This is a genomic window from Actinomadura monticuli, assembly GCF_041463655.1.
Classification (GTDB): Bacteria; Actinomycetota; Actinomycetes; order Streptosporangiales; family Streptosporangiaceae; genus Spirillospora; species Spirillospora monticuli.
In genome coordinates this window covers 58,960-85,066 of sequence record NZ_JAXCEI010000002.1, presented here as the reverse complement: position 1 = coordinate 85,066, position 26,107 = coordinate 58,960, and the positions used below count along the sequence as shown (strand labels likewise).

Here is a 26,107-nt window from a genome sequence, read left to right as displayed (position 1 = left end):
AGAAACGCTACCCACTGCCCAGCCGAAAATCTACCTCGGTCGTTGCAGAGTTTCGTAGATCACATCACCTGGTTGTCTCCATCCATCCCCCTCGGGTCTGGGTTTCGGGGCGATAGGCGGCTGAAGGTTCTGGAGCCCCGCACAGCCGCCGTTACCCCAGGCGCGCGGGCACGCCGGTCGGGCGAGCCGTGACACCGATGCAGCTCAATGGTGTGAGGACGCAGTTCGGGGCTGGGCGGTCTTCCGGCGGGCGTCCCCAACGGAACACCCGACAACGGGCGCCACCTCAGCCAGAAGGCTGACGGCCGTCATCGAGACGACGTGACCGGCCGCTCGCCTACCTGGCGGACGAAAACATGACGGAGGATGTCAGGTTTAACGGCGACCATGGGTTCACCGGTCGACGCCGATGTGGGCGTGGATCAATCCCTACGGATGGACAAGGAGCTCCATGCGCGAAACGCGAGAAGAACTCAAAGAGCTGCAGGCCCTTCTGGACGCCTCTCTGTCACGCTCCTCCTCGCACCTCCGCTCGATCATCAGCACCGAGCGGACACTGACCGCCGAGCAGCTCACCGGGGTCCTCACCGGCATGTGCACCCTGGCCCTGTCCACGGTGACGGCGAAGGGCGAACCGCGGATCAGCGGCGTGGACGGGCACTTCCTGCACGGCAAGTGGCACTTCGGCACGGCGCGCGACGCCGTGAAGGCCCGGCACCTGGCCGCCCGCCCGGCGGTCAGCGCCGCGCACATGCGCGGTGAGGACCTGGGTGTGTTCACGCATGGCACGGTGGAGACCCTCAATCCGCAGCCCGGCGAGCCGGCCGCGGACTGGCCGGATCTGCTCGCTTACTTCAAGGACTTCTACGGCGCCGGCTCCTTCAACTGGGACGAGGACGTGGTCTACTACCGGCTGCATCCGCACTGGATGAGCGTCTACGCGTCCGATATCGGCAAGCTCACTGGGGCCTCCCGGTCCTGATCCGCAGCGCGGGCCGTCCCGGGACGGCCACGTGCGGGCGACGGCCAACTGGCCAACCCCGACGACCTCACCTACAACCTGCGGGCGCGCCAGTATGACCCGGCCACCGGCCGGTTCGTCTCCCGCGACCCGCTGAACCGGCCGTACACCTCGTCCTACGCCTATGCCGCGGACTCGCCGACCGTCCTGGACGACCCCACCGGCCAGGCGCCGCAGGTCCCCGGCGGCCCCGGCGGCGCGTACAAGCCCGGCAACACCCGCACCCATGACTTCGCGCTCCGGATGGCCTACGACCAGATGGTCCAGTTCTGGGGCTACGGCGCCCACAACACCTATGCCGACCTGCCCGGGCGCTACGGCTGGCGCGGGTCCAGATGGCGGGTGGACAGTCCGGCACCGAGGGCGCGTCCTACGGCTGGCCCGACCTGGTCGTGCGCGGCGCCCAGACCCCGCAGGGCACCCAGGGGTACGCGGTCTGGGACATGAAGTCCGCCTGGGGCGACGGGCTGACCCCCGCGGCGCGGGCCCAGGTCGCCAGCTACGTGTACGGGATCGGCGCGCAGACCGGGCAGCCCACCGTGCTCGGCCACGAGATCGCGCCGCAATTCCGCTACGACGCCGCAGACCGCTCCGCCGTCACGATCTTCAACTATGCGGACTGGGCGACCTATGGACCTCCTACGCCAAGCTGACCTATCCGACCGCCCCCGGCGACGGCCCCGGCATCATCCTCTACTCCCGCTTCAAGCTGACCAACGCGCGCGACCCGAGGGCGCCGCGCATCTCCGAGTTCGCCGCGACGCAGGCCGGGAAGGACCGTGTGAACATCAACGCGAATCCCTTTCCGCCGTCGATCAGCGTGTCGCTCTCCCCGGCGTCCTTCGTGACGACCAACACGGGAAGCGTCAGCGTCCACTTCGACCGAGGTTCCCTCGCCCTGCTCGGCGCGGCGGGCGGCGCCGCCGGTGCGGCCGGGAGCGGACGCGGGCGGAAGCTTCCTCGGCGGCGTCGAGGTCATCCTCGAAGGCGCCGCCGTGGCCACGGTCGAGAACCCGGAGGTGAACCTTGGCGGTGCCGTGGTAGCGGCAGCGGCGCATTCGATGGCCGTTGACGATCTCGTTGACGGTGCCCTCAGGGCCCGAGCGGGAGTGATTCGCGGCCGGTTCGGGCCCCGGGCGGCCAGCGGCCCCGCCAGTTCGGCCTGGCTGAGCCGCCAGACCGGACGGCTGGGCTGGCCGCACATCCGCACCTGCCGCCCGTAGCGCTCGCCCATTCGGCTGTGACCAGCCCGTCCAGCACCTCCGGGGCGGTGCGAGCCACCTCCTCCAGCGCGGCCCGCACCGTCTCCAAGACCAGCTCCAGACGAGTCTCAGCACCCTCGTAGCGCTGAGGATGCGGGTGGAATTCACGCCGGCTCTTGTTTTCCATTTCCTGGTGTCGAGTAGTTCGAGTTGCATCCAACCCCAGAACGACTCGATCACTCGATCACGGCATTGTCATAGAAATCGCCGATCGTGCCCATCGAGCCGAGGAGGCCTGCGTCCCGGACTCGCTTACCGAACGCCCAGGACGTGAAATGCTTGGACTCAACCGGGCATCGCAACGGGGATATTGTTATCGGCAAGCTCACGGACCAGCAGTACTCTATTTGGGAGCACGTTCTCTCGAGCGAAATACGCCGCCGCCCGCGCGAGGATCTCGTTCTCCAGTTCCAGTTGCCGGGCCTTTCACCTGACTGTGTCACCGAGCGTTACGTGACAGGTGGGTGCCGGGCGGAGGCTCTGTCGACTCGATCGCGCCGTGCTGCGAAGTTCGAGCGAGGTCCCGGTAACGACAGGAGCCCGCTGCCGACCTCACGCGGCACCCGGCTCGCTGCGGTGGGTGGCCGAGTGGGCTGATCATTTCGGCGCATGGCTGTGCGGTAGGTTCGCTGGATAGGAGTCTGGGTGCCAGAGAGTATGGATCTACGATGCCAGCGGACCGGTCGGTAGCGGCGCTGTTCGGGCGGGAGCCTGAACAGCGGCGTCTCCGCGATTTCGTGGGCGGTGTCCGCGATGGCGGTGGGGCGATGTTGGTGCGCGGTGAGGGGGGATCGGGAAGTCGGCGTTGCTGGTGGAAATGGCGGGGGTCGCAGCCGCGCAGGGTATGCGGATCCTTCGGACGGCGGGGGTGGAGTCGGAGACGCATCTGCCCTTCGCTGGTCTGCACCAGTTGTTGCTTCCGCTTCGCGGCGAGATCGGGCGGTTGCCGCGCCCGCAGCGCGACGCGTTGGGGGCGGTCTTCGGGTTGACCGATGCGCGGGCACCGGATCCGTTCTTCATCGGCTTGGCGGCGCTGAATCTTCTGAGTGAGGCCGCCGGCCGGTCGCCCGTTCTGCTCCTTGTCGATGACGTGCACTGGCTGGATCGTTCCAGTGCTGACGTGCTCGCGTTCGTCGCGCGACGTCTGGACTCCGAACCGATCGTGTTGCTGGCCGCGATGCGCGAGGGTCACCGCGGCCCGCTGCATGGTGCCGGGCTGCGGGAGTTGTTCCTTGATCGGCTCGATGACGCCGCTGCGACCGCCTTGCTGGAGTCCTATGCTCCTGCGCTGAGGCCGGCGGCGCGCGCACGGCTGCTGCGGGAGGCGGCGGGGAACCCGCTGGCTCTGGTCGAACTGCCGGTCGCCGCGGACAGGCAGCGCGGGCAGGGAGCCCTGTCGCCGGGGTGGCTTCCGTTGACCACTCGTCTGGAACAGGTCTTCACCGCCCGCATGTCGGGGTTGCCGTCGACGACGCGGACGATGCTGCTGGTGGCCTCGCTCAACGACAGTGCGGCCCTTTCAGAGACCCTCGACGCCTCCGCGATGATCATCGGTGTTCCGGTCACGGCGGACGATCTGGTGCCCGCGGTCACCGTTGGGCTGGTCGAGGTGGACGAGACCGGAGTGCGGCTCCGGCATCCGCTCATGCGTTCGGCGATCTACCAGGGGGCGAGCGTCTCCCAGCGTCACGCGGTGCACGCCGCACTGGCCGATGTCCTTGCCGGCCAGCCGGACCGTAGGCTCTGGCATCGGGCGGTGTCCACCACCAGGCCGGATGAGGGCATCGCTTCGGAGTTGTGCGCCGTGGCGCAGCGCGCGCAACACCGGGGCTGCCAGTTGCCGGCCGTCACGGCGCTGGAACATGCCGCCAGACTCAGCGAGGATCCCGTTCAGCGGTGTGAACGGCTGGTCCAGGCCGCCGAGTACGCGACCGACCTGGGACGGCGCGATATCGTCGTCGGGCTGCTGGGCGATGCCGAGATGCTGGAGCCGTCCACGCGGCAGCGGGCCCGTATCGTGTGGATCCGTGAGAACTTCGAGGACGGCATCCGCGACGACAGCGTGGCAGCGCAGGCGCTGGCCGACCTCGCCGAGAGCATGGCGGCACAAGGGGACACCGACCTCGCGCTGAAACTCCTGTCGAGTGCGTCCCTGCGGTGCTTTTGGGCTCATGCCGATTCGAGGTCGAGGCAACGTGTCGTCGCCGTGGCCGAGGGTCTGCCCATCGACGACCTGGACGGGCGACTGCTGGCGATCTTGGCGTTCGCGGCCCCGATCGAGCGCGGCAGGGTCGTGATCGACCGCTTGCGGCAGCTGGCGGCGCATCCCGCCGGCGACGCGCAGGCGGCCCGCCTGCTCGGCAGCTCGGCGTTGATGGTGGGGGCGTTCGACCTGTCGGAGGAACTCTGCGCCGCCTCGCTTCCGGTCCTGCGCGCGCAGGGCCGGCTCAGCCGCCTGGCACGCGACCTCGGGGCACAGGCATGGAGCACGGTCCGGCTCGGCGACCTGAGCGTGGCCATCCCCGCGGCCGAGGAGGCCGAACGGCTGGCGCACGAGATGTCCCAGCCGCTGATGCACGCCATCGCCCAGGCTTCAGGAGCCATGGTCGCCGCGCTGCGCGGGGACCAGGGCCGCGTGGAGAGCCTCTCGGCGGCGGCCGAGCAGGTGGCCCTGCCGGTCGGCGCCCGCCCGGTGCTGGCCACGGTGCAGCTGGCGCGGGGTCTGGCCGCGCTGGGCGAAGGACGCTACGCCGACGCCTACGACCATCTGCGGCGGATGCACGACCCCGCCGATCCGGCCTTCCACCTGGCGCTGCGCTGCTTCGCCGTCGCCGAACTCGCCGATGCCGCAGTGCACAGCGGTCAAGGCCATGCGATCGCCGGCATCATGGAGGAACTGGAGACGATGGCTGTGACCACGCCATCGCCGGCTCTGCACGCCGACCTGCGCTACGCCCGCGCGGTCCTGGCCGATGAGGCCAGCGCGGAGCCGTTCTTCGAAGCCGCGCTCGCGGCGGACCTGCGCAGATGGCCCTTCGTGCGAGCCCGGGTCCAGCTGGCCTACGGCGAATGGCTCCGGCGCCGGCGGCGCACGGCCGAGTCACGGGCGCCTTTGCGGACAGCTCGCGAGACGTTCGACGCCCTGGGGATCATCCCCTGGAGTGAGCGGGCGCGCCAGGAACTGCGGGCCTCCGGCGAGAGCAGCCGCAGCCGCGGCCGCCAAGCACGCGATGTGCTCACCGCACAGGAATTCCAGATCGCCCAGATGGCGGCCGACGGCCTGACGAACCGGGAGATCGGCGAGAAGCTCTACCTGTCGCATCGGACCGTCAGCTCCCACCTTTACCGGATCTTCCCCAAGCTGGCGATCACCTCACGATCGGCGTTGAGCACGGCCCTGCACGAACCGGCCTGATCGCACCGGCCTGATCGCACCGAAGGGTGGCCCTTCGCTGTGACGCTCAGTGACGCAGTCATGTGACGCACGCGAGGTGCGCGGGCGGCTTCCTACGGTGGGGCCATGGTCACACGGAGTTCGTTCAGAAACGGCAGCACGCCGACTGTCGTGCTGGTGCACGGCGCTTTCACCGACGCCTCGAGCTGGACGGGCGTGATCGCTGAGCTGCAGGCCGGCGGGTTCGCCGTGACCGCGGTGGCCAACCCGCTGCGCGGACAGGCCACCGATGCCGCCTACGTCGCCGGCGTCGTCGCCGCGATCGACGGTCCCGTCCTGCTGGTGGGTCACTCCTACGGCGGGGTGGTCATCACCCGGGTCGGCGCCCAGGCGGGCAACGTGGTCGGGCTGGTCTACGTGGCCGCCTTCGCGCTGGATGCGGGGGAGAGCGTGCTGGACCTGACGGGCCGCTTTCCCGACAGCCTGCTGGGCCCGGCGCTGCGCCCGGCGACCTTCCGCACCGGCGACGGCGAGGAGGCAGTGGAACTGTCCCTCAAAACCGACCGGTTCGCCGCGGTGTTCGCCGCGGACCTGCCCGACCGTTTCACCGCGGTGGCGGCCGTGGCGCAGCGCCCCATCGCCGCCGTGGCGTTCGAGGAGAGCTCCCCTGACCCCAGTTGGAAGACCCTGCCGTCCTGGTATGTCGTAGCGACCGCTGACCAGGCGATCCATCCCGCCGCCCAGCGTCTCATGGCCCAGCGCGCCGGCGCCGACACCATCGAGGTCGACGGGTCACACGCGATCGCGCTGTCGCAACCGGCGGCCGTCGCCGGCCACATCCGTACCGCAGCGACCGCGACACAGGCGGTCAAGAACATCACCCGGTCATGACCAGCCGCATTCCGTACACCAACGAGCAAACAGGAGCGACCGATGACCGCACCGACAACGGTCCAGCGATCGAGCGGGCAACGTCACCGGCACCGACTTGGTCATCGACGGAGGACTCACCAAAACCTGTGAACCGCCTCCAGCCGGCATCCAGAGGGGCCATCAGTCCCACCGAGAAAACCCTGTTCACCGCGCAGAAGGCACTGCCGCTGATCAACGACAACGGCTCGATCTTCATGACCGGACCAACGCCTCCCTCGGCGCCTTCCCCGGCTGGAGCCTCTACGCGGGAAGCAAGGCGGTCCAGCAGGAGCCAAGGCCGCAATCGAGTCCCTGATCCCCGCGGAAAGATGAGCCGCCCCGAAGAAAACGCCACCGCCGCCCTGTTCCTGACCTCCGACGACTCCAGCTACGTCAACGGACTGGAACTGCTCACCGACGCGGCACCCACCGCCATCTGAACCACGTACCTCGAGAACGGGAAGAGAGCACACCTCATGAGCAGCATCACCTTCATCGGTGCGGGGAACATGGCCCGTACCATCGGCACGCTCGCGGTGGCGGGCGGCAACACCATCGAGGTCATGGCACGTGATCAGTCCAAGGCCGACGGCCTGGCCAAAACTCTGGGCGGCGGTGCGACGGCGGGCAAGTGGGGCGCCGTCCCGGCCGGGGACATCGTCATCACCGCCCTGTTGCACGACGGTGTCGTTCCGGCCGTCGCCCGGTACGGAGACGCCCTCGCGGGAAAGGTCATCGTCGACATCAGCAACCCTTTCAATTCCACCTTTGACGGGCTGGCCCACCGCGAGCAGACCTCCATCGCGCAGGAAGTCGCCAAAGCGGCCCCGGCCGGCGCCAGCGTGGTGAAGGCGTTCAACACCATCTTCCGCAACGTCCTGGAGAAGGGCCGTCCCGACGTCTTCATCGCCGGCGACGATGCGCAGGCCAAGGCGGGCGTGGCGGCATTCATCGAGAGCCTCGGGCTACGTCCGCTGGACGTGGGCGGCCTGAAAATGGCGCACTGGCTGGAAGGAATGGGCGTGGTCACGGTGGGCCTCGCCGGCAACGGGGTCGGCCACGGTGACTTCTCCCTCGGCGTCAACGAGATCGCCGGCTGACCCCCCGGTTCCGAGCAGTCGGCGGCCGGGGCGCCGTGCGCCCTGGCCATCGCCGCGGCGACCAGCCGGATGCGCCTGAACACCAGCACGCTCAGCACGTTCCACTACGAGCCACCCCACCTGGCCCGGCTGCTGCTGACCACGCTCGACGTGCTCTCCAGCCTTGACCAGATGCTCGACGTCGCCAGCCAGGTGATCGCGCGCACCGGCCGATTGTGACCACCGAAAGAACGAACGAACCGGCTGCCACGGAAAGCACCGACACGCATGACGGGGCGGGCATGCCGTTCATCTCAGACCAGAGAAAGAGAGCACTCACCATGAGCAGCATCAGTGTCATCGGCCTGGGGGCCATGGCCCACGCCATAGCCGCACGCGCGGTCGCCGGCGGCAACTCCGTCGAGCTCATCGGCCGCGACGCGGCCAAGGCGGAGGACCTGGCCGCGACGCTCGGCGGCGGGACCACGGTCGGGACATTCGGCGCCGTCCCGGTTGGCGACATCGTCGTCCTGGCCGTGCCATACGCCAGCGCCGTGCCGGTCGTCGCCCAGTACGGGGATGCACTGGCCGGCAAGTTCATCATCGACATCTCCAACACGTTCAACGCCGACGCCACCGGGCTCGTCACCCCTGAAGGCACGTCCGGTGCGCAGGGGATCGCCAAGGCAGTCCCGGCGAGCGCGCACGTCGTGAAGGCGTTCAACACGGTCTTCGGCCACGTGCTGGCCCAAGGGCGTCCGTTGGACGTGTTCTTCGCCGGAGATGACGCGCGGGCCAAGGCCGAGGTGTCGGCGTTCATCGAGAGCCTCGGACTGCGCCCGCTCGATGTCGGCGGCCTGGAGATGGCCCGCTGGCTGGAAGGGGTCGGGCCGCTGCTGATGGGCCTGGCCCGCAACGGCGCGGGGACCTTCGATGTCGCCCTCGGCGTCGACCTCCCCGGCTGAGCACACCCCTGCTAGTAGCCCGCGGCGCTCCGCGGCGGATTCTCACGAAGGAGTCAGCGTGCGTCTGATATGGCAGTTCGTAGCGGTTGCGGCGGTCTGGATCCTCGGCGGTCTGGGCACGGCGGCGGTGAAGGACAACCCCTGGCTGGCGCTCGTCGCCGGCCTGCTGACGGCCGTCGCCGCGGTCCTGGTCTACGGCTGGGTGGTGCGGCGCACCGAGCACCGGTCCCCCGTCGAGGTGTCGCTGAAGGGAGCAGGCGCCGGGATCGGCTGGGGCACGCTGCTCGGCATCGCGCTGTTCGGGGCGGTCATCGCGAACATCGCCTTCTTCGGCGACTACACGATCAACGGCCTGGGCACGCCGACGAGCGCCGTCGGCCTGCTCGGCATCATGGCGGGTGCCGCCGTGACCGAGGAGCTGGTCTTCCGCGGTGTCCTGTTCCGGAACGTCGAGCGCTGGACCGGAACCTGGATCGCACTCGTGCTGACCGGCTCGCTGTTCGGCCTGATCCACCTGCTCAACGCGAACGCCACCCTGGGGGGCGCCATCGCCATCGCCATCGAGGCAGGCGGGATGCTGACCGCCGCGTACATCGCCACCCGCAAGCTGTGGGTGCCGATCGGGCTGCACTTCGGCTGGAACATTGCCGCGAGCGCCATCTTCAGCACCAAGGTGTCCGGCAGCAACACCCCGCAGGGCCTGCTGGACGCGACGATGTCCGGTCCCACGCTGGTCACGGGCGGCGACTTCGGACCGGAGGGCAGTGTGTACGCTGTGGTGTTCGGCGTGGTGGCCACCGTCGTGTTCATGTTGCTGGCACACCGGCGTGGTCACACGGTCCCCGTTCGTCGCTCGGCCCGGGCGGACGTGGCCGCTGGGCTCGCCAAGTGATCGAACTCCGGCGGTCCTGGACCGGTGGCGGCAGATCGACGTCACGGTCCGGGAGCGCCGCTCGCGTTGGTGCCGGCGGTCGCATCGTTCGTGCCGGCGTTCCACGGGCAGGGGAAGGCCCGGCCGGGCGCTGCCTACTTGTCCGCGTGTCCGCCCTCAAAGCCTCGTTCGTGACAGGGAAGGCATCCTTGTCCGGATCACTTTCGCTGAGATCACCTCAGTGACTCGACGCGAGGAACAACGAGTTGCGCGCCCCGAAAAAGGGGCCTTGTTGTTAAGGCCCGTCCGGGCATGATCCGTTCCGTGGAACAGCAAGGGACCGGATGCTGCGGTATCGGCGCCAAAGCGGGTTCACCCTGGTCAGGGCGGTGGGGTGCGCGCAATTCGACCCCCAGCCTACGGATTGGAGGGAGTCGGCTCAATCATTGAATTCCAATGTGGCATTGCGTCGACCAGCCCCGACCAGTCGCTCGGTGAGAAGCGCGGCGAGCGCGAACCAGCCGATGCCGACCAGCAGCTCCAATCCCGCTTGGTGAAAAATATCCGCCGCGGGTCCGGCGGCGAGTACGGTTCGGATGGCCTGAAGCCCGTGAGTAACGGGCAGGAAGGCCAAAAACCACCGAAGAGGCTCGGGCCAAGTCGACAGTGTGACATTGACGCCGCAAAATGTCAGAACAATTCCGTACCCCACATTGAGAATCAGCCACTCGAAGCCGAGTAGTCGTAGGGCCAGGGCCCCCAACAGACAGCCGTAGCCGTAACTGGTAACGGCGATCAACACGATGAGTGGCAGCGCCAGCGCCGCCTCTGGCCACGGCAGCGGTACGCCCAGGAGCGGAGGCAGCGTCAGCCAGGCGACGAGCGTACTCGTCAGACCGGTCACCACCCAGTGGAGTCCTCGGCCCAGATAGAGCGGTAGATGACTACCGGGCGCCACTGCGAGGAGGGCGAGCGTGCCCGTCCTTCGCTCACCGGCCAGCGAGATGACCACGATGGTCGATTCAAGACAGGCAAGCGCAACGATGTTCCCGATGAGCACGAACCGCATGGTGTCCGTGTCGCCGACGTAACGCCCGATGAGCGCGAAGAACGAGGCTTGGCACAGCAGCCGGGCCAGCCAGCCGAACGTCCAACTCCGCCATGTGTAGATCTCCCGTATCTCGGCCAAGCCCAACATGACCGTCTGCCCCACCAGGCGAAACGCATGCGTCATGCGTGACCCACCGTGCCCTCGCGGCGGGTCCGGTCTACGACGACCCGGGTGAGCCAGAGCCCGATCGCGCCGGCCGTCGCCCCGAGGAGCAGAATCGCGGCGAGCTGCGCCACCCAGTCAGCGGAAGCACCACGCATCGCGTTCCTGAGTAGGTCGCCGCTCCAGGACAGGAACAGCAGCCGACTCGCCGGTCGCAGCCAATCGGGCAGGAAGGTGATCGGCACTACGACGCCCCCTAGAATGTAAAGAGGGTAGCTGAGGGAGTTCTGCAGCATCTCCATCGCGCGAGAGAGCACGAATAGGGCGGTAAGCAGGGTCGCCGTGCCGGCCATCGCGAGACAGGTCGCGGCCACACCGACGACGAAGATCAGCGGTTCACGAATGGTGACCACCTGTCCGAACCCGATGGCGGCGACTAGCCAAGCCTCCGCAAAGGCCAATGCGCCGAATCCAATGACGATGATGACCCGTCCGAACACGACGACGCTCAGCGGTACCCGGGTGATGACGATCAGTTCGAACCGGCGGTTCCACCGATCCTCGGCGATGATCTCCCCGGCCAAGTCGATCGAGGCCACCCAGAGTCCGATCAGTCCGGGCGCGAGGACCGCGTTCACCACGGCCGCGGAGTTGCCCGACGCCGTCACGAGCGAAAGAAACGTTATGCTCTGCAGCAGAGTCACTACGAGAGTGAGTGAGCGTCCCGGCTTCCGCCGTATGAGCGCTGCCTGGAGTGCCGACGCCTTCATCGCCACGATCGTCAGCTCGGCGCCCCCGGGTAGTCGTGCGGACGATCGGTCATGTCGTTGTTGTCTGATCACGTGTTCGCGAGCCGATCGCTCAGAGTCGCCGCCAACCGGTCGACGGTCCGTTGGCGAAAAAAGTCGAGCATGGATACCGGGATGCCGCGCTCGCGTAGGAGCACCACGATTTCCACGAGCATTCTCGACGTAAGTCCGTTCTCAAAGAACGGTCGATCCGTTCGGAATTCTCTGCCTTCTGGCACTCGTTCTCGGCAGTACTCCGCCAGGGCGTCCACGATCATCTCTTCGCGCGCGGCTCTGTCCAGTTCCTCCACCCGTCAAGCGTTACCTGCGGGCACGATGTCCTCATGTCCCCAAAACAGGGTCCAGCATGAGCCCCTTCTCCACCTGATAGCCGGCGCTGGTCCGGCGATGGCTCGCGGTCTTCATCGCCTTCCGGTCCGTCGTTGCTCAAGAGGCCAGCAGCACGAACGCGAGATGGCCGAGGCGGGCCTCTTCCTCCGGGAGGACGCCCATGCGATTGAAGTGCGTGTGGATGTAGTGGATCAGGACCTGATGCGTCCAGTCGGCGGCCAGCGGATCTGCCTGCGTCAGTGCCCCCCGTACGGAGTCCTCAACGCGCACGCATGCGGCGAAGGCCTCCGCCACAGCCCGCCCCCAGGCGTTCAGTTTCTTGACAGGGGTGCGTAAAAGGAGCTCTGCCTTGGTATGCGTGCTCATCGGAACATCGGGCGAGTCGCCCCAGGCGGACCAGCCCGAGGCTGTCACATAGTTGGACCAGGACATCTGGTAGTAGTCCAGAAAGCGGAGCATCTCGGCCCGTGGCATCGCGGTGGCCCGCAGCGCCGTCAAGAGCGTCAGCAGTTTCGCCTCCTCGCTGATCCGCGAGCTCGCCTGGGCGAGGACTAGACGGCTGCTGGTGACGAAGAGGGACTCGGCGATTTCGACGCCGACAGGCCCACCGTATTTCCCGTACTCGGGCTCGTAGGGCCGTTCGATGACCGTTCCGTCCGGCACAAGGGGTGCGGGCCCGGTTGCAGAGCCTTCCAGGGCCGCGTAGACGGCCTGGTCCGCGGCGAAGGCCTCGCCGTCGAAGGTGTCGGTGGCAGGGACGGCGGCCAGGTCGTCAATGATCCGTGCCCGGAGTGCCGCGAGGTCGCTCTGACGCGGGAGGTCCACACGCAGGCGGAGATGAGGACCGCCCTGCCAGTAGCGGATGAAGAAGGAGCGTTCGTAGGGAGCCGCCCAGAGCGGAAGGCACTGCTTGACGAGGACGTCCAGACGAGTGTGCGCGTAGACATGCACGGCACGCCAGCTCATTGCCCTGCTCTCCGATATTCGACGGCGAACTCTTCCGCCGCGGGCGTCTGGTCGTGGTAGGCGCCGGTACCGGGTAGACACTCCTCCAGCACCAGCGTGGCCTCTGCGCTGACCGCGGAGAGTCCCCGGGTGAGCGCGCGGAGCAGGAGGACATTGCCGAAGTCGAGATAGTGCGGCTTGTAAGCGCGGGCGCGACGCGGCGAGGACGACGGGAACGGATCCGACAAGCGAAAGAAGCAATGGTCGGGCAGGTCGTTGAGGAGGCGCCACCGACGTGCGGCACGCAGCAGGGCGAGGTCGTCGACGGCCTCGTCCATCACCTTTCGCAACGCGGCGGCCGGGTAGTGCCATGCCCTGCGCTGGATGATCACCTGCCCGAGTCGGATGCGTGGTGTCTCAACACCTCCGGCACGCTCGTCCGTGGTCCTCGTCGCCAGGTAGAGGTCGGTCAGGCCGCCGCGGAACCGGGCAGATTCCGTGAACGTCATCAGGAAGCGGTATAACTCGGGTGCACTGTCAGGGTTCAGGCCGTTGAAAGGGCGAAGGGCGACGCTCTGCCCGTCCCGCTTGGAGATCAGGACGGGTCGGCCGTCAACGCGGTAGACGAGGAGGTCGCGGAGCGTGAGGGCGTCGGACCGGCTCGCGTGGGCGCCGGGATACTCGACCTCCAGGGGTGCGAGATCGGGATGGACGTTGTAGTTGAGGCCGAGGACGGCGACGAGGTCCGCCTGGCGGGGCGCCGTGCTTGCGAGGATCTTGCCGAGGACGGTCGCCGCTGCCGATCCCGGTTCGCAGAAGCGCCCCAGGAACATGCCGTCCCCGGCTTGGACGTCGTTGAGCACGATCCCTTCGGCGCACAACTGGACGAGATAGGTCGCCGAAGGCCATGCGGAGACCACTGACGCGGCCTCGGCGTTGAACTCGCTGACCTGGGCAGGTGTTAGCGACACGGTCCCGTGCCGGGCCGGCTGTTCGGTCATCATGCTGAACCAGGCCCGCAACCCCTGGACCTCGCCCACCCGCGGGTCCTCGGCGCCTTCGGCGATCAGCCGCCTGGTCGCGGAGTCCAGGGCGGCGTAGTCGCGGAACAGGGTGAGGACGTCGACGGGTGCGCTGACGCGTTCGGCGATCCACCGCTGCAGTCCCAGGCGTTCGATCAGCCTCGGGTCGAAGACCGCCAGCAGCCCGTTGAGCTGGTCGAGTTCCGTTACGGCATGGCAGAGGCGGGTCCATTGGCCGGGTTCTGGGCGCCGGCCGGACCGCACCTCTTCGTAGACCGTGGCCCGGACGCCTTCAGGAGGTGTGGTCTTCCTTCTCCGGGCGAAGGCGTGCACCTCCTCCTCGACGGCGGCCAGCAGTGCGCCCCGTTCGGCCACCGGGGCCGTGCTGAGGCGTCCGACGAGTTTCGCAAGGGTGCCGAAGGTTCGCCTGTCCGCCAGGAGGGTCTCGTCGGCATCGTCGAGGCTGTCGGCGATCGCCGCCGCGTCGAGACCTTGATCCGGCACAGCCGGCCAGGTCTCGACCAGCTTCAACTCCAGCAGCCTGTTGGTCCCCGTCCCGATGGCGGGATCCGCATGCCCCGGTGGGAGGTCGTCGAGCGAGATCGAGCGGAGCGCCCCATGTCCCGCCCTATCCGCCGCGTACCACTCCAGCAGGTTTCCCGATCTCCGGATGGTGTTGTTCCAGCGAACTGGGAACGGGTGCGCCGGATTCTCCGCGAGTGCGGAGACCATCCAGTCGAGCACCGTCCTGTTCAGCTGCACCGTGCGTCGTGTTTCCGCCTTTGGTTCGGAGCATGAAGGCTCACCTTCCTCCGGTCGGGAGGAGGCGTGCGGGAATTGCTGGACGGTCAGGGCGAGGGTGGTCAACGATCCGAAAGGCGAAGGTTTGAGGGCACTGCGGTAGGCGAGGCTCACCAAGGTGTCCTCCGCCTTGCGGAGGCGGGAAGGCGGGGAAGATTCGGGAGGGACGCGCTCTGCGTATCTCTTGGCCGCCCGGGCCAACGCCGGGTTCGTGAGCAGCTGGACGGCCTCGGCCAGCGGGGGGACGGAGGCGAGCCGGGCCAGGGAGCGGCGTGCGACGCGGAGTTCGGACTCCAACGCCGCCGCGGCGTCGGTCTCCAGACCGGCCCGGTGGGTCTGGTGGCGCACACGGCGGTCGAGCAGTCGGAGCGCGTCCGCGGACAGCAGGCGGCGTGCCGTCGCAAGGCATTCCGTGTTGGGGGGCCGCTCATTGAAGAGGTCCCTGCGTAGCCGGAGAAGGTGGACGCGGTCGGGAACGGCGGCCTTGGCGATGGAGTCGTGCAGGAGGGCGCCGAGCTCGTCGAACGGGGGGCTCGGCGATTCGAGGAGGACGTCGATCAGGGCGGCGGCGCGGGGCTGCGCCAGGTCGTCCAGCGAACGGACGGGCACGGAGCCTCGGCGCACCAGGACGAGCGGGAGTAGAGCGCCGGAACGTGCTGGCATGTCAGGACTCGCGGGAGAAGATCGAGGGAGTGTCCCGGGGGTCAACGGCCACTACGCGGAACTCCGAGGTGTAGGCGGCCCCTTCCGCGTCGGTCAGCCACAGGTCCTCGGGACCGGGGAGCATCTCCGTGACGCAGAGGCCGAAAGGGGCGGCGTCGGCGTGCAGCCGGCGCGCCACCCGGAAGAGGTTGTCGACCAACGGCGGGGAGGCGAAGTCGACGTAGACCGGTTTGGGCTCCGCCGGAGTCTTGACGAAGACGTGACGAGGAATCCCCCGGCTGTGCAGCCAGGTGTTGAGATCGCCCCGGTCGGGCAGGTCGGCGGGGGCGAGATGCCAGCTCTCCCGGCAGACCACCAGGTCGTCGATGCGGGTGCGGGGCGCGTGGGGGGCCGGGGCTCGGGGTGAGAAGAGGTCGACGGCGAGCGCCGTCAGGAACTCCCCGTAGAACTCGAGGACCGGCGCCTGCCAGCCGCCGCGATGGTGTCGTGCGAAGAGTGCGCCGTCCCGGTCGTGGACCGTCAGTTCCGCGGCGGGAATCGAGTCGGCGCCGAGCGGATGCCCCTGGTCCGGGCCGTAGGACCAGTACCGGTAAAGGCCGGGCGGGTCCAGGGCGGTCGGAGGATAGGTGCGGGAGGTGACCTCCGGGGAGTCGCTGGGGTAGAGGGGGACGATCCGGCCGGACCGGTGATCCCAGGCGGTGAGGTCACGCAACTCGTCCGGGACATCTGCCTGTGTGACGAACACCCGGCTCTCCAGGGTGTTCAGGCCGATGTGGAGTTCCCCCAGCACCCAGCGTGATCTGCCGCCGGGGCGGCGAGCCAGCAGAAGGTCGGGGCTGTGCTGGCGGGCCGCGGCCCAGCGCGGACGTCGCGGCGGGAACAGAGCATCGAACCGCGGAGCGACATCGGTGGCGCGCACCGCGATCTCGCTCCGACCGGACGTGGGCAGGCACTCGGCCCAGCGCAACCGAAAGTCCTCCACGATCGCGTCCGTCCAGTCGCGGGCCCCGGAGAGGACGTCGGCCGCGGAGAACTGGAGCCGCCCCAGGCTGACCGGCTCGGTCCCCCGGGACAGTTCCTTGAAGCGCGCGTGCAGCATGCGCTCGACCTCATCGCCGATCTCCGCGGCGAGCCAGCGTGCCGAGTCCAGGACGAGTGCGAGCGGTCCCGCCAGTCGTTCTCTCAGACCGGGCCCGAGAGTCACGTCGAGATCGCGTCTGCTGTCCAGGTAGTGGCTGGTCCGTCCGAGCACGGGGCCGGCTCGTGCGCGCTTCCGCCTGGTGGGGGCTTCGGGCCGGCGCCGGAGCGGGGCACCGGAGAGTGAACCGAGAGCCTGGTCGGCTTCGGAGAGCGCTGCGGCCAGCGCGGAGGGGGCGGTGTCGGGCGGGGTGCCGGCCAGCCGGACATGGGCGCGGTCGAGGGCGTCGAGCCGCTCCATGAGCTCGGCGCGGGCCGGATGGGACGCCGGGAGGCCGGCGACATGCCTGCGGAGGTGGCGCTCGGGGTGTGCGTCACAGGGGATCAGGAACCCGAGCTGGACCATGCCGCGGCGGTCGAGCTCCCACAGGTCTGCCATGAGCTCGTCCGCGGTGTACTCGGGGAGGGCGGCGGCCGCGGCCCTGATGACGTCACCGCACCGGTCATGGGTGTCCAGCGCGGCGAGGAGCCCGGTGGCGGACCGGCTCAGTGGAGACACGCTTCCCTGCGCACGGACGAACCCGCCTGGACCCAACGAACTAGAGGGCACCCGGCGGACCGGCAGTTCGTCCTGGAGATCGGGCCGCTCGCGCCAGGCCGCGGCGATCGCCTCCGCCGCCCATGTCTCCAGGTGGACGCTGTGCCTGCGAAGCAGGCCGGTGCCGCTCCAGCGCAGATCTGGACCGGTATCGGTGAAGTGCGCCCATGCGACCGCGCCGAAGAAGCCGATCGTGTCGTTCTTCGCGCAGTAGCGCTGGGCATATCGAGCGATCAGCTCCGCCCGTCGTCGTGGCCGCGAGCGGTGGGTGCGCTCGCCACGGCCGAGCGCGGCGGCGTACTCGCTCATCCAGTTCGTGAGGAGGCCGGGGTTCTGCCATGTCAGCGCGGCCAGGAAGCGGGGCGACCGGACGAACTCGTCCTCACCGTGGGCCTTGGTGAGCGTTTCGAGCAGTGCGAAGGGAAATCCCGCGCTGCGCACGGCGGCGATCCGCCACATCGACCATCCGCGAGCCAGAGGTACCAGCCCGGCCCCCTGATCACTCCGTTCCGCGGCTTCCGGCATATGCCCTCCCTCGACACAAGTGCCGTGATTCTCATCCTTTTCTCCTGCTTGCAGGGAGGCATGTCGCGTAAACGAGGTACTGGGGACGGATGTGGGCGGGGATGAGAATGAGCCCTGGACGAAAGAGGGAGTGGCCGTGGGAGTTGCGATCGCTACGGACGGGCTTCGTCGTGGCTATCGGAGGAAACGCGGCGCAGGCGAGGTCCTGGCCCTCGACGACTTCTCGATCGAGATCGGCGAGCGAGAGATCCACGGATTGCTCGGGCCGAACGGCGCCGGCAAGAGCACACTGGTGAAGATCCTCAGCACCGTCCTGCTGCCGACGGCGGGACGGGCGGCCGTCCTCGGTCATGACGTGGTCGCCGAGACCGCGAAGGTCCGCCGGGACATAGGGCTCGTCCTCGGTGGGGACCGCGGCTTCTACGACCGGATCAGTGCACGCCGGAACCTCGCCTTCTGGGGAGCGCTCTACCGGATGAACGGGCGAGAGGTCCGGCGCCGCTCAGCGGACGTGCTGGAACGCGTGGGGCTCGCCGAGGTCGCCGACCGCAACGTCGAGTCCTTCTCCAGGGGGATGAAGCAGCGACTGCATCTGGCGCGCGGTCTCCTGCACTCACCGGCCGTGCTCTTCCTGGACGAGCCGACCGCCGGACTCGACCCTGTGGCCGCCTCGGCCTTTCGGCGGCTCGTCCTCGATACGCGCGCGGAGGGCCGGACCCTGCTCCTCGCCACGCACGACATGGACGAGGCCGCCGCGCTCTGTGACCGTGTCACACTCATCGACCGGGGGAAGCGGCTGCTCACCGCGGCCACGGCGGAAGTCGGCGACCTGCTGGGCAACGATGAGTACGTGGTGTTCGCCCATCCTGACGACCGGCTCGCCGCCGCTCTGGCCGGACTGCCCTGCGTGCTGGCGGTGACGGAGTCCAACGGGAACCGGCATGTCCACGTCGGCGACTCCGCCGGCACCGCGACCGTCCTGCGCTGGCTGCTGGACCACGGGGTTCTCGATGCGCGACGCTCCCGCCCCACGCTGGAGGAGGTCTACATGCGCACCATCGGTGACCGGGGCATGCGCGTCTGAATCCGCCCGAGTCGCGTGTGCTGACCTGAACCGGCCCGGGCGCCCGCCGCGATGGGCTACCCGCCGCTCTCGGGCGATCCACCCGCGGGGTTCAACAGGGCGCGGCAAGCGCGCAGGAGACCGCTCACTTCCCGGCCGTTGGTGACTCTGTGGTCGAACGCGGCGGTGAGGGTGAGCGGCTCGCCGGGGAGGAAGCGGTCGCCGCCGAGCCCGATCCCGAGTGCCTGCCGGTGGCCGAGCAGCGGCTGGAATAACAGGACGTCCTCCATTGAGAGGTCGCTGATGGTGACGCCCGCACCGGTGACGTCGGAGAGCGTGAGGTCGTCGTCGACATAGCGGGAGATGACCTCGGCGATCCTGTCCTCGATGTCCTCCACGTCCGAAAGGCAGGACTCCGGAACGACACCGACCCTGAGCCCCCGGCCGAGGTCGATCGCGAAACCGATGTCCAGCCGCGCGTGGTGGACGATTCCATCCCCCTCGAAGTGCGCATTGAGTTGCGGATACTCGCGGAGTGCCCGCGACGCCGCTCGGACGACGCGGGCCAAGATCCCGATCGACGGCGACACCGCCTGCTGTGCCTCCCTCCTCACCCGCCTCCCGTCGAACTGGACGGACAGGGCGGCCGTCAACTGGTTGGAGCCGGTGAGAATCTCGATCTCCAGTGCCTTGTCCCGCTCCAGCGGCACGCTCTTCCCCGCCGCTGGAGGCGCGGTCCCGCCATCGCGGCCGACCGTTGGCCGTTGACGGCGGTGATGGGCTTCACGCGCGTCGTGGATGGTCACCAGGGCATGCTCCGCGAACACCTCCAGCGGGATCCGATGCTCGGCGATGTAGCTCGCCGCGGCGTCCGAGAAGCGTGCGTCCGAGGCGACCGGCGCGTCCGGCTCGGTGGGGACGGGGGAGGCCGAGGCGTGGACCTGCGCGAGGAGGTCGCCGGGAGCCAGGCGGGCACCGGACGGGACGGCGTGGACGATATGGCCCTTGGCGGGGGACTCGACGTCGACCGTGACCTTGGAGGTTTCCACCCGGACGACAGGCTGGCCCGCGGTCACGCGGCTACCGTTCCTCGCGAGCCACTGGACCACGAGGGCCGTCGGGTCGTTGGAATTGAGCAGGGTCATGCGGATCTCGGTCGGCAAGGCCGGTCACCTCCATTACGGCGCGGACGATGGCCGCCACGTCCGGGAGAACGTCCGCTTCGGCCGTCCGCGCGGCGGGGATCGGGGTGGGTGCGGCGCTCACCCTCCGGACGTTGCGCGGGCACTCTCCGCTCTCGCCGAGCTGGGCCAGGACCTCGGCGCCGAATCCGGCGGCGCGAGGGCCCTCCTCGACGATGACCAGGGCATCGGCGGAGGCGAGGGCATCGATGTGGTCGGTGATTCGCAGCGGGTGTATCTGCGTGGGGCACAGCGCCTGGGCGAGGACATCATGGTCCCGGAACAGCGTCGCGCAGGCTTGCGCCAGGATGGGGACCATGCCGCCGTAGCCGAGGAGCGTGACGTCCGGGGTGCGGTCAGTGCGAAGCCACGCGGTCGGGAAGTCCTCGTCCGAGACCAGAACGTGGAACCCGGTGGGCGTGCCCTCACCGATGCGCGTGCCGTACAGCGCCTTGTTCTCCACCAGCAGTGTCGGCCCGAAGCCGCCGCGGTGGAGCGCCGACAGCGCGTGCCGCACCGGGACGAGGTGGTTGATCGCGAGAACGCGCAGTCCGGGCACACCGAAGAACATGGACTCCAGGGTCTGGCTGTGGGTCGGCCCGTAGCCGCGGCCTCCGCCCATGGGCGTCCGCACGACCAGGTCGGGACCGGCGTCGCCCTTCAGGAAACCGAGCTTGGCCGCATGGTTGACGAGCTGGTCGGCGGCGAGCGTGAGGAAGTCACCGAACATGATCTCGACGAGCGCCGGCACCCCGCTCAGGGCGAGTCCGATGCCCACTCCGACGAGCGTCGCCTCCGAGATCGGGGTGTTGAGGACCCGGCCCGGATAGTGGTCCGACAGCGTTCCCGTCACCTTGAACGCTCCACCGTAGGGAGCCTCGACGTCCTCGCCCAGCAGTAGCGCCCCGTCTTGGAGGAGCGTGTCGAAGAAGTCGTGCAGTTCCGCGGCGACGTGCTTGGCCCTGGAGCCTGCCCCGCTCGGCGAGGGAGCGGGGGATGCGGGCAGGGCGACGGGACGCCAGGCCGGAGTCCGGTGAGCGGGCGGAGCGGGCGGGCAGCGGGTCGGCGCCGACTGCGCGGCCCGGGCGAAGGCACCGGCGACCTGTGCGGTCGTTTCGGCCTGCATGGCGAGGACCGCGGGGTCGGCGGAGTCGAGGAGAAGACGGAGCGGGTCGTTGGTCCACAGGGTGGCCACCTCGGCGGGCGGGCGGGTGTCGTCACCTCTGGAATGGGCCGCGAGGCGCTGCGTGCGCACCTCGAGGAGAAAGGGGCCGCGTCCGTCCCGGACGTGCTGGAACGCCTGGCCCATCAGCCACCACAAGTGCTCCCAGGCGGCGGTATCGCCGCCCGCGTGCGGGACGCCGAACGCCGCGGCCCGGCCCGCGATCGTCCCGGCGGTGGTCGTGGAGGTGGGGGTGGACTGCGCGTAGCCGTTGTTCTCAAGGATGAACAGCACGGGTAGCCGCCACAGCGAGGCCAGGTTCAGGACCTCGTACAGGATGCCCTCGCCCAGGGACCCGTCTCCGATGACGCAGACCGCGATCTCGGGCCGGCCCTCTGTGCGTGCGGCGAGCGCGATGCCCGCGGCGATCGGGACGCAGCCGCCCTGAACGCCCGTGGACAGGAAGCCGGGAGCGCAGAGATGCTGGCTGCCCCCACGGCCGCCGCTGGCCCCCGCCTGGCGGCCCATCACCTCGGCGACCAGGCCCGATACGTCCCCGGTCGCCGCCAGGTAGTGCCCGTGACAGCGGTGGTTGGACAGGACGGTATCGCCTGCCGCCAGATGGGTGCCGATCGCGGCGGCGCAGAACTCCTGACCGAGCGAGGTGTGGATGGTTCCCGAGAGCGCCCCCTCCGCACACAGCTCCAGCAGCCGCGTGTCGACCTCCCGGATGAGTAGGGCGGTACGGAGGAGCCTGTCCCGCTGGTCCTCGTCCGGGCGCGTCCAGGGGGTCTCCGTCCCCTCCGCGCCGAAGCCCGGACCGGAGGTGGAGGCCGGCTGCGGGGGACGGCTCACCGGCGCGCCTTCCTCGTGCGGACGCAGGAGGAGACGACCGAGGTGACGATGGCCGCGGCGGCCGGTGACGAGAGAAGCTCCGCGCGGGGGACGGTCAGCCGGATGGTCCGGTCGGCGGGGAACCCGGGCACGGCGCCATCGCGGGACAGGACGACCGTCGGGTGAGGGGGCGAGATGGTGAGCGGCGCCTCGGCGGCGGTGAGCATGAACCGCAACTGTTCGGCGAAGCGTGCGGTGAACTCGGCGGCGACCTCGTCGGGGAGGCGGGCGGCGGCGCAGGCGGACAGGACGGCGGGAATGTAGAGCTCCTTGAGCGCGTCCGCGAGCGCGGCGAGGTCGGATTCCAGGGCGCGGACCGCTCCTCGGACGAGCGCCCGGATCCTGTCCAGTTCGTCCCGGGGAAGGTCCTCGGCGAAGGGGGCGAGGAACCGGCCCGCCATGAACCACAGTTCCGCCGCGTCGACCTTGACCGGGTCGAACAGCACCACGCGACGGTGTTCGGAGAGCCGCGCGGCCACAGCGCACGCGAGGGAGGCGCTGGAACAGTAGCCGAGCACGACGAGCGGTTCGTCGTCGAGCTCGGCCAGCCAGTCGTCGGGCTCGTACCGGGACGGAACCGTTTCCCAGATCGCGCAGTCGGCGTCGATCATCTCGCTCAGGTCCGGAAAGCTCGCCTCCGCCATGCCGAGCCCGGAGTCGACCGCCAGCAGGCCGGGGGACTTCGGACCGGCTCGCAGCAGCCGCACCGTTTCAGGTGTCACCGGATCACATCCCCGCAGGTGACGTGGAGCGCGCTCGGCCCGTGCAAGTTCAGGTTCTCCCGGTACGGCGGTGGGTCGAGGACGAGTTCCGCGTCGACGAGCCGCTGCGCCAGCCGGGTGAGCGCCAGCCGGCCCTGGAGCCTGGCGAGCGGGGCACCGATGCAGTAGTGGTGGCCCAGTCCGAAGGCGAGGTGCCGGATCTCGGGGCGGGTGGGATCGAACCGGTCGGGATCGGGATGGGCCGCCGGGTCCCGGTGTGCCGCGCCGAGCAACAGGAAGACGAGGCTGTTCCGGGGCAGCGGCAGCGTTCCCACCTCGATCGGTTCGGCGGCCACCCGGACGGCCATCTGCACGGGCGGGTCATAGCGGAGTGTCTCTTCGACGACGCTCTCCGCCATCGCCGGCTCGGTGCGCAGCCGGTCCAGGTGCTCCCGGTTCCGCAGGAGCGCGAGATAGCCGTTGCCGATCAGATTCACGGTGGTCTCGTGTCCGGTGACGAGTAGGAGCACGATCGTCGATGCGAGTTCGTCCGGGGTCAGCCTGTCGCCGCCGTCTTCGACCGCGATCAGTGCGGAGATGAGGTCGTCTTCGGGGGCGGTCCGCCGCACCGCGATGAGTTCCTCGACGTATCGGTGCATCTCCAGCAGGTTGGGCAGCCAGTCGAGGTCGTTCTCCCGGCCGGCCGCGGCGAAGGCGAGTCCCTCCATGAACCGGGTGAGTCCCGCCGACCACGTGTGGAAGAGTGCCTCGTCCTCGACGGGCACGCCGAGCATCCGGCAGATGATCGTGACGGGCAGGGGGTAGGCGAGACCCGCCATGACGTCGAACTCGTCGGCCTCGTCCACCCGGTCGAGGAGCCGGTCGACGAGGGCCTCGATGCCCGGGGCGAGGCGGGCCACCGTGGCCTGGCCGAACGCCCGCGCGACAAGGCCGCGCAGCCGGGTGTGGTCCGGCGGGTCGAGGGAGAGGAACGACGGCTGGAAGAAGGAGGACGGAGCGTCCCAAGGAATGGCATCCTCCCCGGCGGCCGCGCCTTCGAACCGCCATCTCTCCGAGCTCAGCCGCGGCTCCCGGAGCAGTCTCGCGCAGTCCTCGTATCCGGTGACGACCGCCGCGGGCATGTGCGGGAGCCACAGCGGCCCGTCTCGTCGGAGTTCCGCGTACACCGGGTAGGGATCGTGTCGGACGGCCGGGTCGAGGAGCCGGGTGAACGATGTCGCGGTGGCCGGGTGGAACTGGCTCATGTGGTCTCCTTGCGGCGCCGCGGTGCGGCGGCGTCAGGCGAGGTCGACATCCTGGCCCGCGTCGGCGTCCAGAGCACGGCGGTAGACGAGGTCGCAGGCGACGACGTCCTCGATGGGCAGCCCCAGGGACTTGAGGACGGTGATCTCGGATGGGGAGGTGCGGCCCGGAGATTCGCCGGCGAGGACCGTGCCGAGCTCGGTGATCTGGGGTGCGGGCAGCACGCCTTCCTTCTGGGGAAGGAGGAAGTCGCCGGCCTCGGACAGGACCGCGGATCTGCTGTCGGCGAAGAGGGCCGCCCGGGCGACGAGGGCGGAGGGAAGCTCCCTGCACGTCGCGCCGAAGGCGCCGACGGCCGTGACATGGGCACCGGGAGAGACGTCTGCGTCGTCGAGGACCGGAGCGCAGGCCGAGGTGGTCGTACAGATCACGTCGGCTCCGGCCACCGCCTCGGCGACCGTGGCGGTGGAGCGGGCGGGCAGGGCCAGTCCCCGTGCGGACTCGGCGAGCCGGTCGGCACTTTCGCGGGTCCGGCCGTACACCCTGACCTCCGTCCAGGGCCGGATCTCCGCCAGCGCGCGAAGGTGCGCGCGGCCCTGGACGCCTGAGCCGATGAGCGCGAGCGTCCGGGCGTCGGGTCGGGCGAGGCGGTCGGTGGCGAGCGCGGACACCGCGCCGGTCCGCAGCTCGGTGACGGTCGTGCCGTCGAGGACGGCGCGCGGTTCGCCGGTGACCCCGTCGATCAGCACGACCAGTCCTTGGACGCTCGGTAGTCCGTGTGCGACCGCACCCGGGAACATGGTGAGGATCTTGAGTCCGGCCGCCTGGTCCACCGCCGCCGGCATGATCAGCATCTGGTCGTCGCCGTCGAGCGCCGCGGTCACCCGGGGATGCCGGTGGACGCCGCCGGTGCTGTAGGCGATGAGCGCCGCTCGCATCGGCTCGATCAGGTCGGCGATGGTGACCAGGGCCGCCACCTCTCGACCTGCGATGATCTTGATGGTCGTCATGTGGCGTTCTCCAGGGTGAGGCCCGTCCGCTCCAGGCCGTGCTCGGTGCGGCCGGTCAGTGCGAGCTCGACACAGGCGCGGCCGAAGACGGGGACGAACTTGAAGGCCCAGCCGCCCGCGCAGACCACGATCCGTTCACCATGGGGCACCAGCCCCGCCGCGCCGCCCAGGTAGAACTGACGGTCGTGCGCTCCGGGCAGGGACGCGAGGCAGGTGCCGGGCCAAAGCGGGGTGGGGTCGAGGTCGGGCATGTGGTCGCGGACCCACGCGGTGACCCGTTCCAGATCGTGCCGACGGGGCCGGCCGGTCCGCGCTGCGGGGTCATCGAGCGGATCGGTCTCGAACAGCGGGGACACCTGGACGAAGTCGTCGGTGCCCCAGGGGAGTCGGCCGAATCCGTAGAAGAGGTTGGCGTCTGCCGCGGTAGGGGGCTGGAAGGCGAACCAGGTGGGCAGGTCGCGGCTCGACCGTATCCGGAAGTAGGCCTTGGTCAGCTCATAGATGCGCAGGTCGAGGCGGACACCGACCCGGGAGAGCAGGGGAGCGGTCCATGCCCCCGCGGTGACTATCACATGGCCGGCATGGTAGCCGCCTTCGCGGGTGCGCAGGGTGACGCCTGAATCGTCCGGCGTGAGATCGAGGATCTCAGTTCCGGCCCGCAGTTCGCATCCGGCGGCACGGGCCTCTTCCAAGAGAGCCCAGCGGGCGGCGGCGACGTCGATCACCCCGCCTTGCGGCTGGTGGACGCCGGAGTAGCTGGAGGGTAACGCGGCGAATCCGAATCGGGTGCGCAGCGCCGTGGAGTTCACGGTCTCGTAGGGTAGGCCCAGGGTGTCGAGGACGGCCACGGCCGCCTCGATCTGCCCCTCCGAACTGTGCTGTCGGCCGTCGCCGAACCAGAGGCTGCCGGTCTCGTGGACGAGCCGGCGCCGGACCCGGGCCTCAAGGTCTCGCCAGGCCGTTCGCGCACTGAGCGTCAGCGCTGCGAGGTCGGCCTCGGCGTACTGCAGCCGCCATTGCCGTTCGGAGCCGGCGGAGGAACCGTGCCCGCCATGGAAGTCATACTTCTCGATGACGACGGTGGTCATGCCCCGGCTCGCAGCGGCCGCAGCCGCCGCGAGACCGACCGGGCCACCGCCCACCACGACGAAATCGTATTTGGCGATGCCATTGTCCATGCCGCTGACCTGCTTTCGCGGGAGAGCGCTTGTATCTGGAAATCCGTGATTCTTGATTTATCGTCAGTACACGTCTTATCCATGCGTCCGTGCGCGCCGACCGTGGCC

Annotated in this window: 24 protein-coding genes; 11 read left to right on the top strand and 13 right to left on the bottom strand. The window is 69.3% G+C overall.

The window, feature by feature from the left end:
* Window positions 1–451: 451 nt before the first annotated feature.
* The 3 genes from SM611_RS04240 to SM611_RS04230 are packed head-to-tail and all read left to right on the top strand — an operon-like array spanning window position 452 to window position 1,674.
* Window positions 452–982 (top strand): pyridoxamine 5'-phosphate oxidase family protein, encoded by a 531-nt coding sequence (locus tag SM611_RS04240; RefSeq protein ID WP_371947470.1) that lies wholly within the window; start codon window positions 452–454, stop codon window positions 980–982.
* A 48-nt stretch (window positions 983–1,030) separates the two neighbouring features.
* On the top strand, window positions 1,031–1,468 hold the full coding sequence (locus tag SM611_RS04235; RefSeq protein ID WP_371948004.1) for an RHS repeat-associated core domain-containing protein: 438 nt from the start codon (window positions 1,031–1,033) through the stop codon (window positions 1,466–1,468).
* A complete protein-coding gene (locus tag SM611_RS04230; RefSeq protein WP_371947469.1) occupies window positions 1,357–1,674 on the top strand; it encodes a hypothetical protein in 318 nt (105 codons plus the stop codon). The genes SM611_RS04235 and SM611_RS04230 overlap by 112 nt, the downstream gene beginning before the upstream one ends.
* Window positions 1,675–1,714: 40 nt before the next feature.
* Here SM611_RS04230 and SM611_RS04225 read toward each other — a convergent pair whose 3' ends face one another.
* A complete protein-coding gene (locus tag SM611_RS04225) occupies window positions 1,715–1,876 on the bottom strand; it encodes a hypothetical protein (RefSeq protein WP_371947468.1) in 162 nt (53 codons plus the stop codon).
* A gap of 1,197 nt (window positions 1,877–3,073) precedes the next feature.
* Here SM611_RS04225 and SM611_RS04220 point away from each other — a divergent pair.
* The 7 genes from SM611_RS04220 to SM611_RS04190 all read left to right on the top strand — a co-directional run bounded on the left by SM611_RS04220 (window position 3,074) and on the right by SM611_RS04190 (window position 9,525).
* A complete protein-coding gene (locus SM611_RS04220) occupies window positions 3,074–5,698 on the top strand; it encodes a helix-turn-helix transcriptional regulator (RefSeq protein WP_371948003.1) in 2,625 nt (874 codons plus the stop codon).
* Between the two features lie 105 nt (window positions 5,699–5,803).
* On the top strand, window positions 5,804–6,568 hold the full coding sequence (locus tag SM611_RS04215; RefSeq protein WP_371947467.1) for an alpha/beta fold hydrolase: 765 nt from the start codon (window positions 5,804–5,806) through the stop codon (window positions 6,566–6,568).
* Window positions 6,565–7,029 carry a hypothetical protein gene (locus tag SM611_RS04210; protein WP_371947466.1) on the top strand — a complete coding sequence of 155 codons (465 nt, stop codon included), beginning with the start codon at window positions 6,565–6,567 and terminating at the stop codon, window positions 7,027–7,029. Before SM611_RS04215 ends, SM611_RS04210 begins: the two co-directional genes overlap by 4 nt.
* A 36-nt stretch (window positions 7,030–7,065) precedes the next feature.
* Window positions 7,066–7,689 (top strand): NADPH-dependent F420 reductase, encoded by a 624-nt coding sequence (locus SM611_RS04205; protein ID WP_371947465.1) that lies wholly within the window; start codon window positions 7,066–7,068, stop codon window positions 7,687–7,689.
* A 69-nt stretch (window positions 7,690–7,758) separates the two neighbouring features.
* A complete protein-coding gene (locus SM611_RS04200; RefSeq protein ID WP_371947464.1) occupies window positions 7,759–7,908 on the top strand; it encodes a hypothetical protein in 150 nt (49 codons plus the stop codon).
* A 101-nt stretch (window positions 7,909–8,009) separates the two neighbouring features.
* Complete coding sequence (locus SM611_RS04195) at window positions 8,010–8,633, top strand: NADPH-dependent F420 reductase (RefSeq protein ID WP_371947463.1); 624 nt, start codon at window positions 8,010–8,012, stop codon at window positions 8,631–8,633.
* 58 nt (window positions 8,634–8,691) lie between these two features.
* Window positions 8,692–9,525 (top strand): CPBP family intramembrane glutamic endopeptidase, encoded by an 834-nt coding sequence (locus SM611_RS04190; RefSeq protein ID WP_371947462.1) that lies wholly within the window; start codon window positions 8,692–8,694, stop codon window positions 9,523–9,525.
* 418 nt (window positions 9,526–9,943) lie between these two features.
* Here the strand turns inward: SM611_RS04190 and SM611_RS04185 are convergent, their stop codons facing one another.
* From SM611_RS04185 to SM611_RS04160, 6 genes are all read right to left on the bottom strand, one after another.
* Complete coding sequence (locus SM611_RS04185) at window positions 9,944–10,738, bottom strand: ABC transporter permease (protein ID WP_371947461.1); 795 nt, start codon at window positions 10,736–10,738, stop codon at window positions 9,944–9,946.
* Window positions 10,735–11,487, bottom strand: a complete 753-nt coding sequence (locus tag SM611_RS04180) for an ABC transporter permease (RefSeq protein WP_371948002.1) — start codon at window positions 11,485–11,487, stop codon at window positions 10,735–10,737. The genes SM611_RS04185 and SM611_RS04180 overlap by 4 nt, the downstream gene beginning before the upstream one ends.
* 68 nt (window positions 11,488–11,555) lie before the next feature.
* Window positions 11,556–11,816 carry an acyl carrier protein gene (locus SM611_RS04175; protein WP_371947460.1) on the bottom strand — a complete coding sequence of 87 codons (261 nt, stop codon included), beginning with the start codon at window positions 11,814–11,816 and terminating at the stop codon, window positions 11,556–11,558.
* A gap of 136 nt (window positions 11,817–11,952) precedes the next feature.
* On the bottom strand, window positions 11,953–12,822 hold the full coding sequence (locus SM611_RS04170) for a lantibiotic dehydratase C-terminal domain-containing protein (protein ID WP_371947459.1): 870 nt from the start codon (window positions 12,820–12,822) through the stop codon (window positions 11,953–11,955).
* Window positions 12,819–15,233, bottom strand: coding sequence for a lantibiotic dehydratase family protein (locus SM611_RS04165; RefSeq protein WP_371947458.1), 2,415 nt, complete (start codon window positions 15,231–15,233; stop codon window positions 12,819–12,821). Before SM611_RS04165 ends, SM611_RS04170 begins: the two co-directional genes overlap by 4 nt.
* Window positions 15,234–15,288: 55 nt before the next feature.
* The gene (locus SM611_RS04160; RefSeq protein ID WP_371947457.1) at window positions 15,289–17,481 is read right to left on the bottom strand and encodes a lantibiotic dehydratase; all 2,193 of its coding nucleotides are present in this window, start codon (window positions 17,479–17,481) and stop codon (window positions 15,289–15,291) included.
* Between the two features lie 202 nt (window positions 17,482–17,683).
* On the opposite strand from SM611_RS04160, the gene SM611_RS04155 reads away from it, so the two are divergent.
* Complete coding sequence (locus SM611_RS04155; RefSeq protein ID WP_371947456.1) at window positions 17,684–18,631, top strand: ABC transporter ATP-binding protein; 948 nt, start codon at window positions 17,684–17,686, stop codon at window positions 18,629–18,631.
* Between the two features lie 56 nt (window positions 18,632–18,687).
* On the opposite strand, the gene SM611_RS04150 is transcribed toward SM611_RS04155, so the two are convergent.
* The 6 genes from SM611_RS04150 to SM611_RS04125 are packed head-to-tail and all read right to left on the bottom strand — an operon-like array spanning window position 18,688 to window position 25,999.
* Window positions 18,688–19,773 carry a 2-oxo acid dehydrogenase subunit E2 gene (locus SM611_RS04150; protein ID WP_371947455.1) on the bottom strand — a complete coding sequence of 362 codons (1,086 nt, stop codon included), beginning with the start codon at window positions 19,771–19,773 and terminating at the stop codon, window positions 18,688–18,690.
* Window positions 19,691–21,808: a dehydrogenase E1 component subunit alpha/beta gene (locus SM611_RS04145; protein WP_371947454.1), complete on the bottom strand. Its 2,118-nt coding sequence runs from the start codon at window positions 21,806–21,808 to the stop codon at window positions 19,691–19,693. The genes SM611_RS04150 and SM611_RS04145 overlap by 83 nt, the downstream gene beginning before the upstream one ends.
* Window positions 21,805–22,569, bottom strand: coding sequence for a hypothetical protein (locus SM611_RS04140; RefSeq protein WP_371947453.1), 765 nt, complete (start codon window positions 22,567–22,569; stop codon window positions 21,805–21,807). The genes SM611_RS04145 and SM611_RS04140 overlap by 4 nt, the downstream gene beginning before the upstream one ends.
* Window positions 22,566–23,813 (bottom strand): cytochrome P450, encoded by a 1,248-nt coding sequence (locus SM611_RS04135; protein WP_371947452.1) that lies wholly within the window; start codon window positions 23,811–23,813, stop codon window positions 22,566–22,568. Before SM611_RS04135 ends, SM611_RS04140 begins: the two co-directional genes overlap by 4 nt.
* A gap of 33 nt (window positions 23,814–23,846) precedes the next feature.
* Window positions 23,847–24,821, bottom strand: coding sequence for an ornithine cyclodeaminase family protein (locus SM611_RS04130; RefSeq protein WP_371947451.1), 975 nt, complete (start codon window positions 24,819–24,821; stop codon window positions 23,847–23,849).
* Entirely contained in the window at window positions 24,818–25,999 is a 1,182-nt protein-coding gene (locus SM611_RS04125) for an FAD-dependent oxidoreductase (RefSeq protein ID WP_371947450.1), read from the bottom strand. Before SM611_RS04125 ends, SM611_RS04130 begins: the two co-directional genes overlap by 4 nt.
* Window positions 26,000–26,107: the final 108 nt, after the last annotated feature.

Bases quoted from the DNA above. Each gene is read 5' to 3' on its own strand.
- SM611_RS04240 (WP_371947470.1), top strand. From the start codon at position 452: ATGCGCGAAACGCGAGAAGAACTCAAAGAGCTGCAGGCCCTTCTGGAC.
- SM611_RS04230 (WP_371947469.1), top strand. From the start codon at position 1,357: ATGGCGGGTGGACAGTCCGGCACCGAGGGCGCGTCCTACGGCTGGCCC.
- SM611_RS04215 (WP_371947467.1), top strand. From the start codon at position 5,804: ATGGTCACACGGAGTTCGTTCAGAAACGGCAGCACGCCGACTGTCGTG.
- SM611_RS04210 (WP_371947466.1), top strand. From the start codon at position 6,565: ATGACCAGCCGCATTCCGTACACCAACGAGCAAACAGGAGCGACCGAT.
- SM611_RS04205 (WP_371947465.1), top strand. From the start codon at position 7,066: ATGAGCAGCATCACCTTCATCGGTGCGGGGAACATGGCCCGTACCATC.
- SM611_RS04200 (WP_371947464.1), top strand. From the start codon at position 7,759: ATGCGCCTGAACACCAGCACGCTCAGCACGTTCCACTACGAGCCACCC.
- SM611_RS04195 (WP_371947463.1), top strand. From the start codon at position 8,010: ATGAGCAGCATCAGTGTCATCGGCCTGGGGGCCATGGCCCACGCCATA.
- SM611_RS04185 (WP_371947461.1), bottom strand. From the start codon at position 10,738: ATGACGCATGCGTTTCGCCTGGTGGGGCAGACGGTCATGTTGGGCTTG.
- SM611_RS04180 (WP_371948002.1), bottom strand. From the start codon at position 11,487: ATGAAGGCGTCGGCACTCCAGGCAGCGCTCATACGGCGGAAGCCGGGA.
- SM611_RS04170 (WP_371947459.1), bottom strand. From the start codon at position 12,822: ATGAGCTGGCGTGCCGTGCATGTCTACGCGCACACTCGTCTGGACGTC.
- SM611_RS04160 (WP_371947457.1), bottom strand. From the start codon at position 17,481: ATGTGGCGGATCGCCGCCGTGCGCAGCGCGGGATTTCCCTTCGCACTG.
- SM611_RS04135 (WP_371947452.1), bottom strand. From the start codon at position 23,813: ATGAGCCAGTTCCACCCGGCCACCGCGACATCGTTCACCCGGCTCCTC.
- SM611_RS04130 (WP_371947451.1), bottom strand. From the start codon at position 24,821: ATGACGACCATCAAGATCATCGCAGGTCGAGAGGTGGCGGCCCTGGTC.
- SM611_RS04125 (WP_371947450.1), bottom strand. From the start codon at position 25,999: ATGGACAATGGCATCGCCAAATACGATTTCGTCGTGGTGGGCGGTGGC.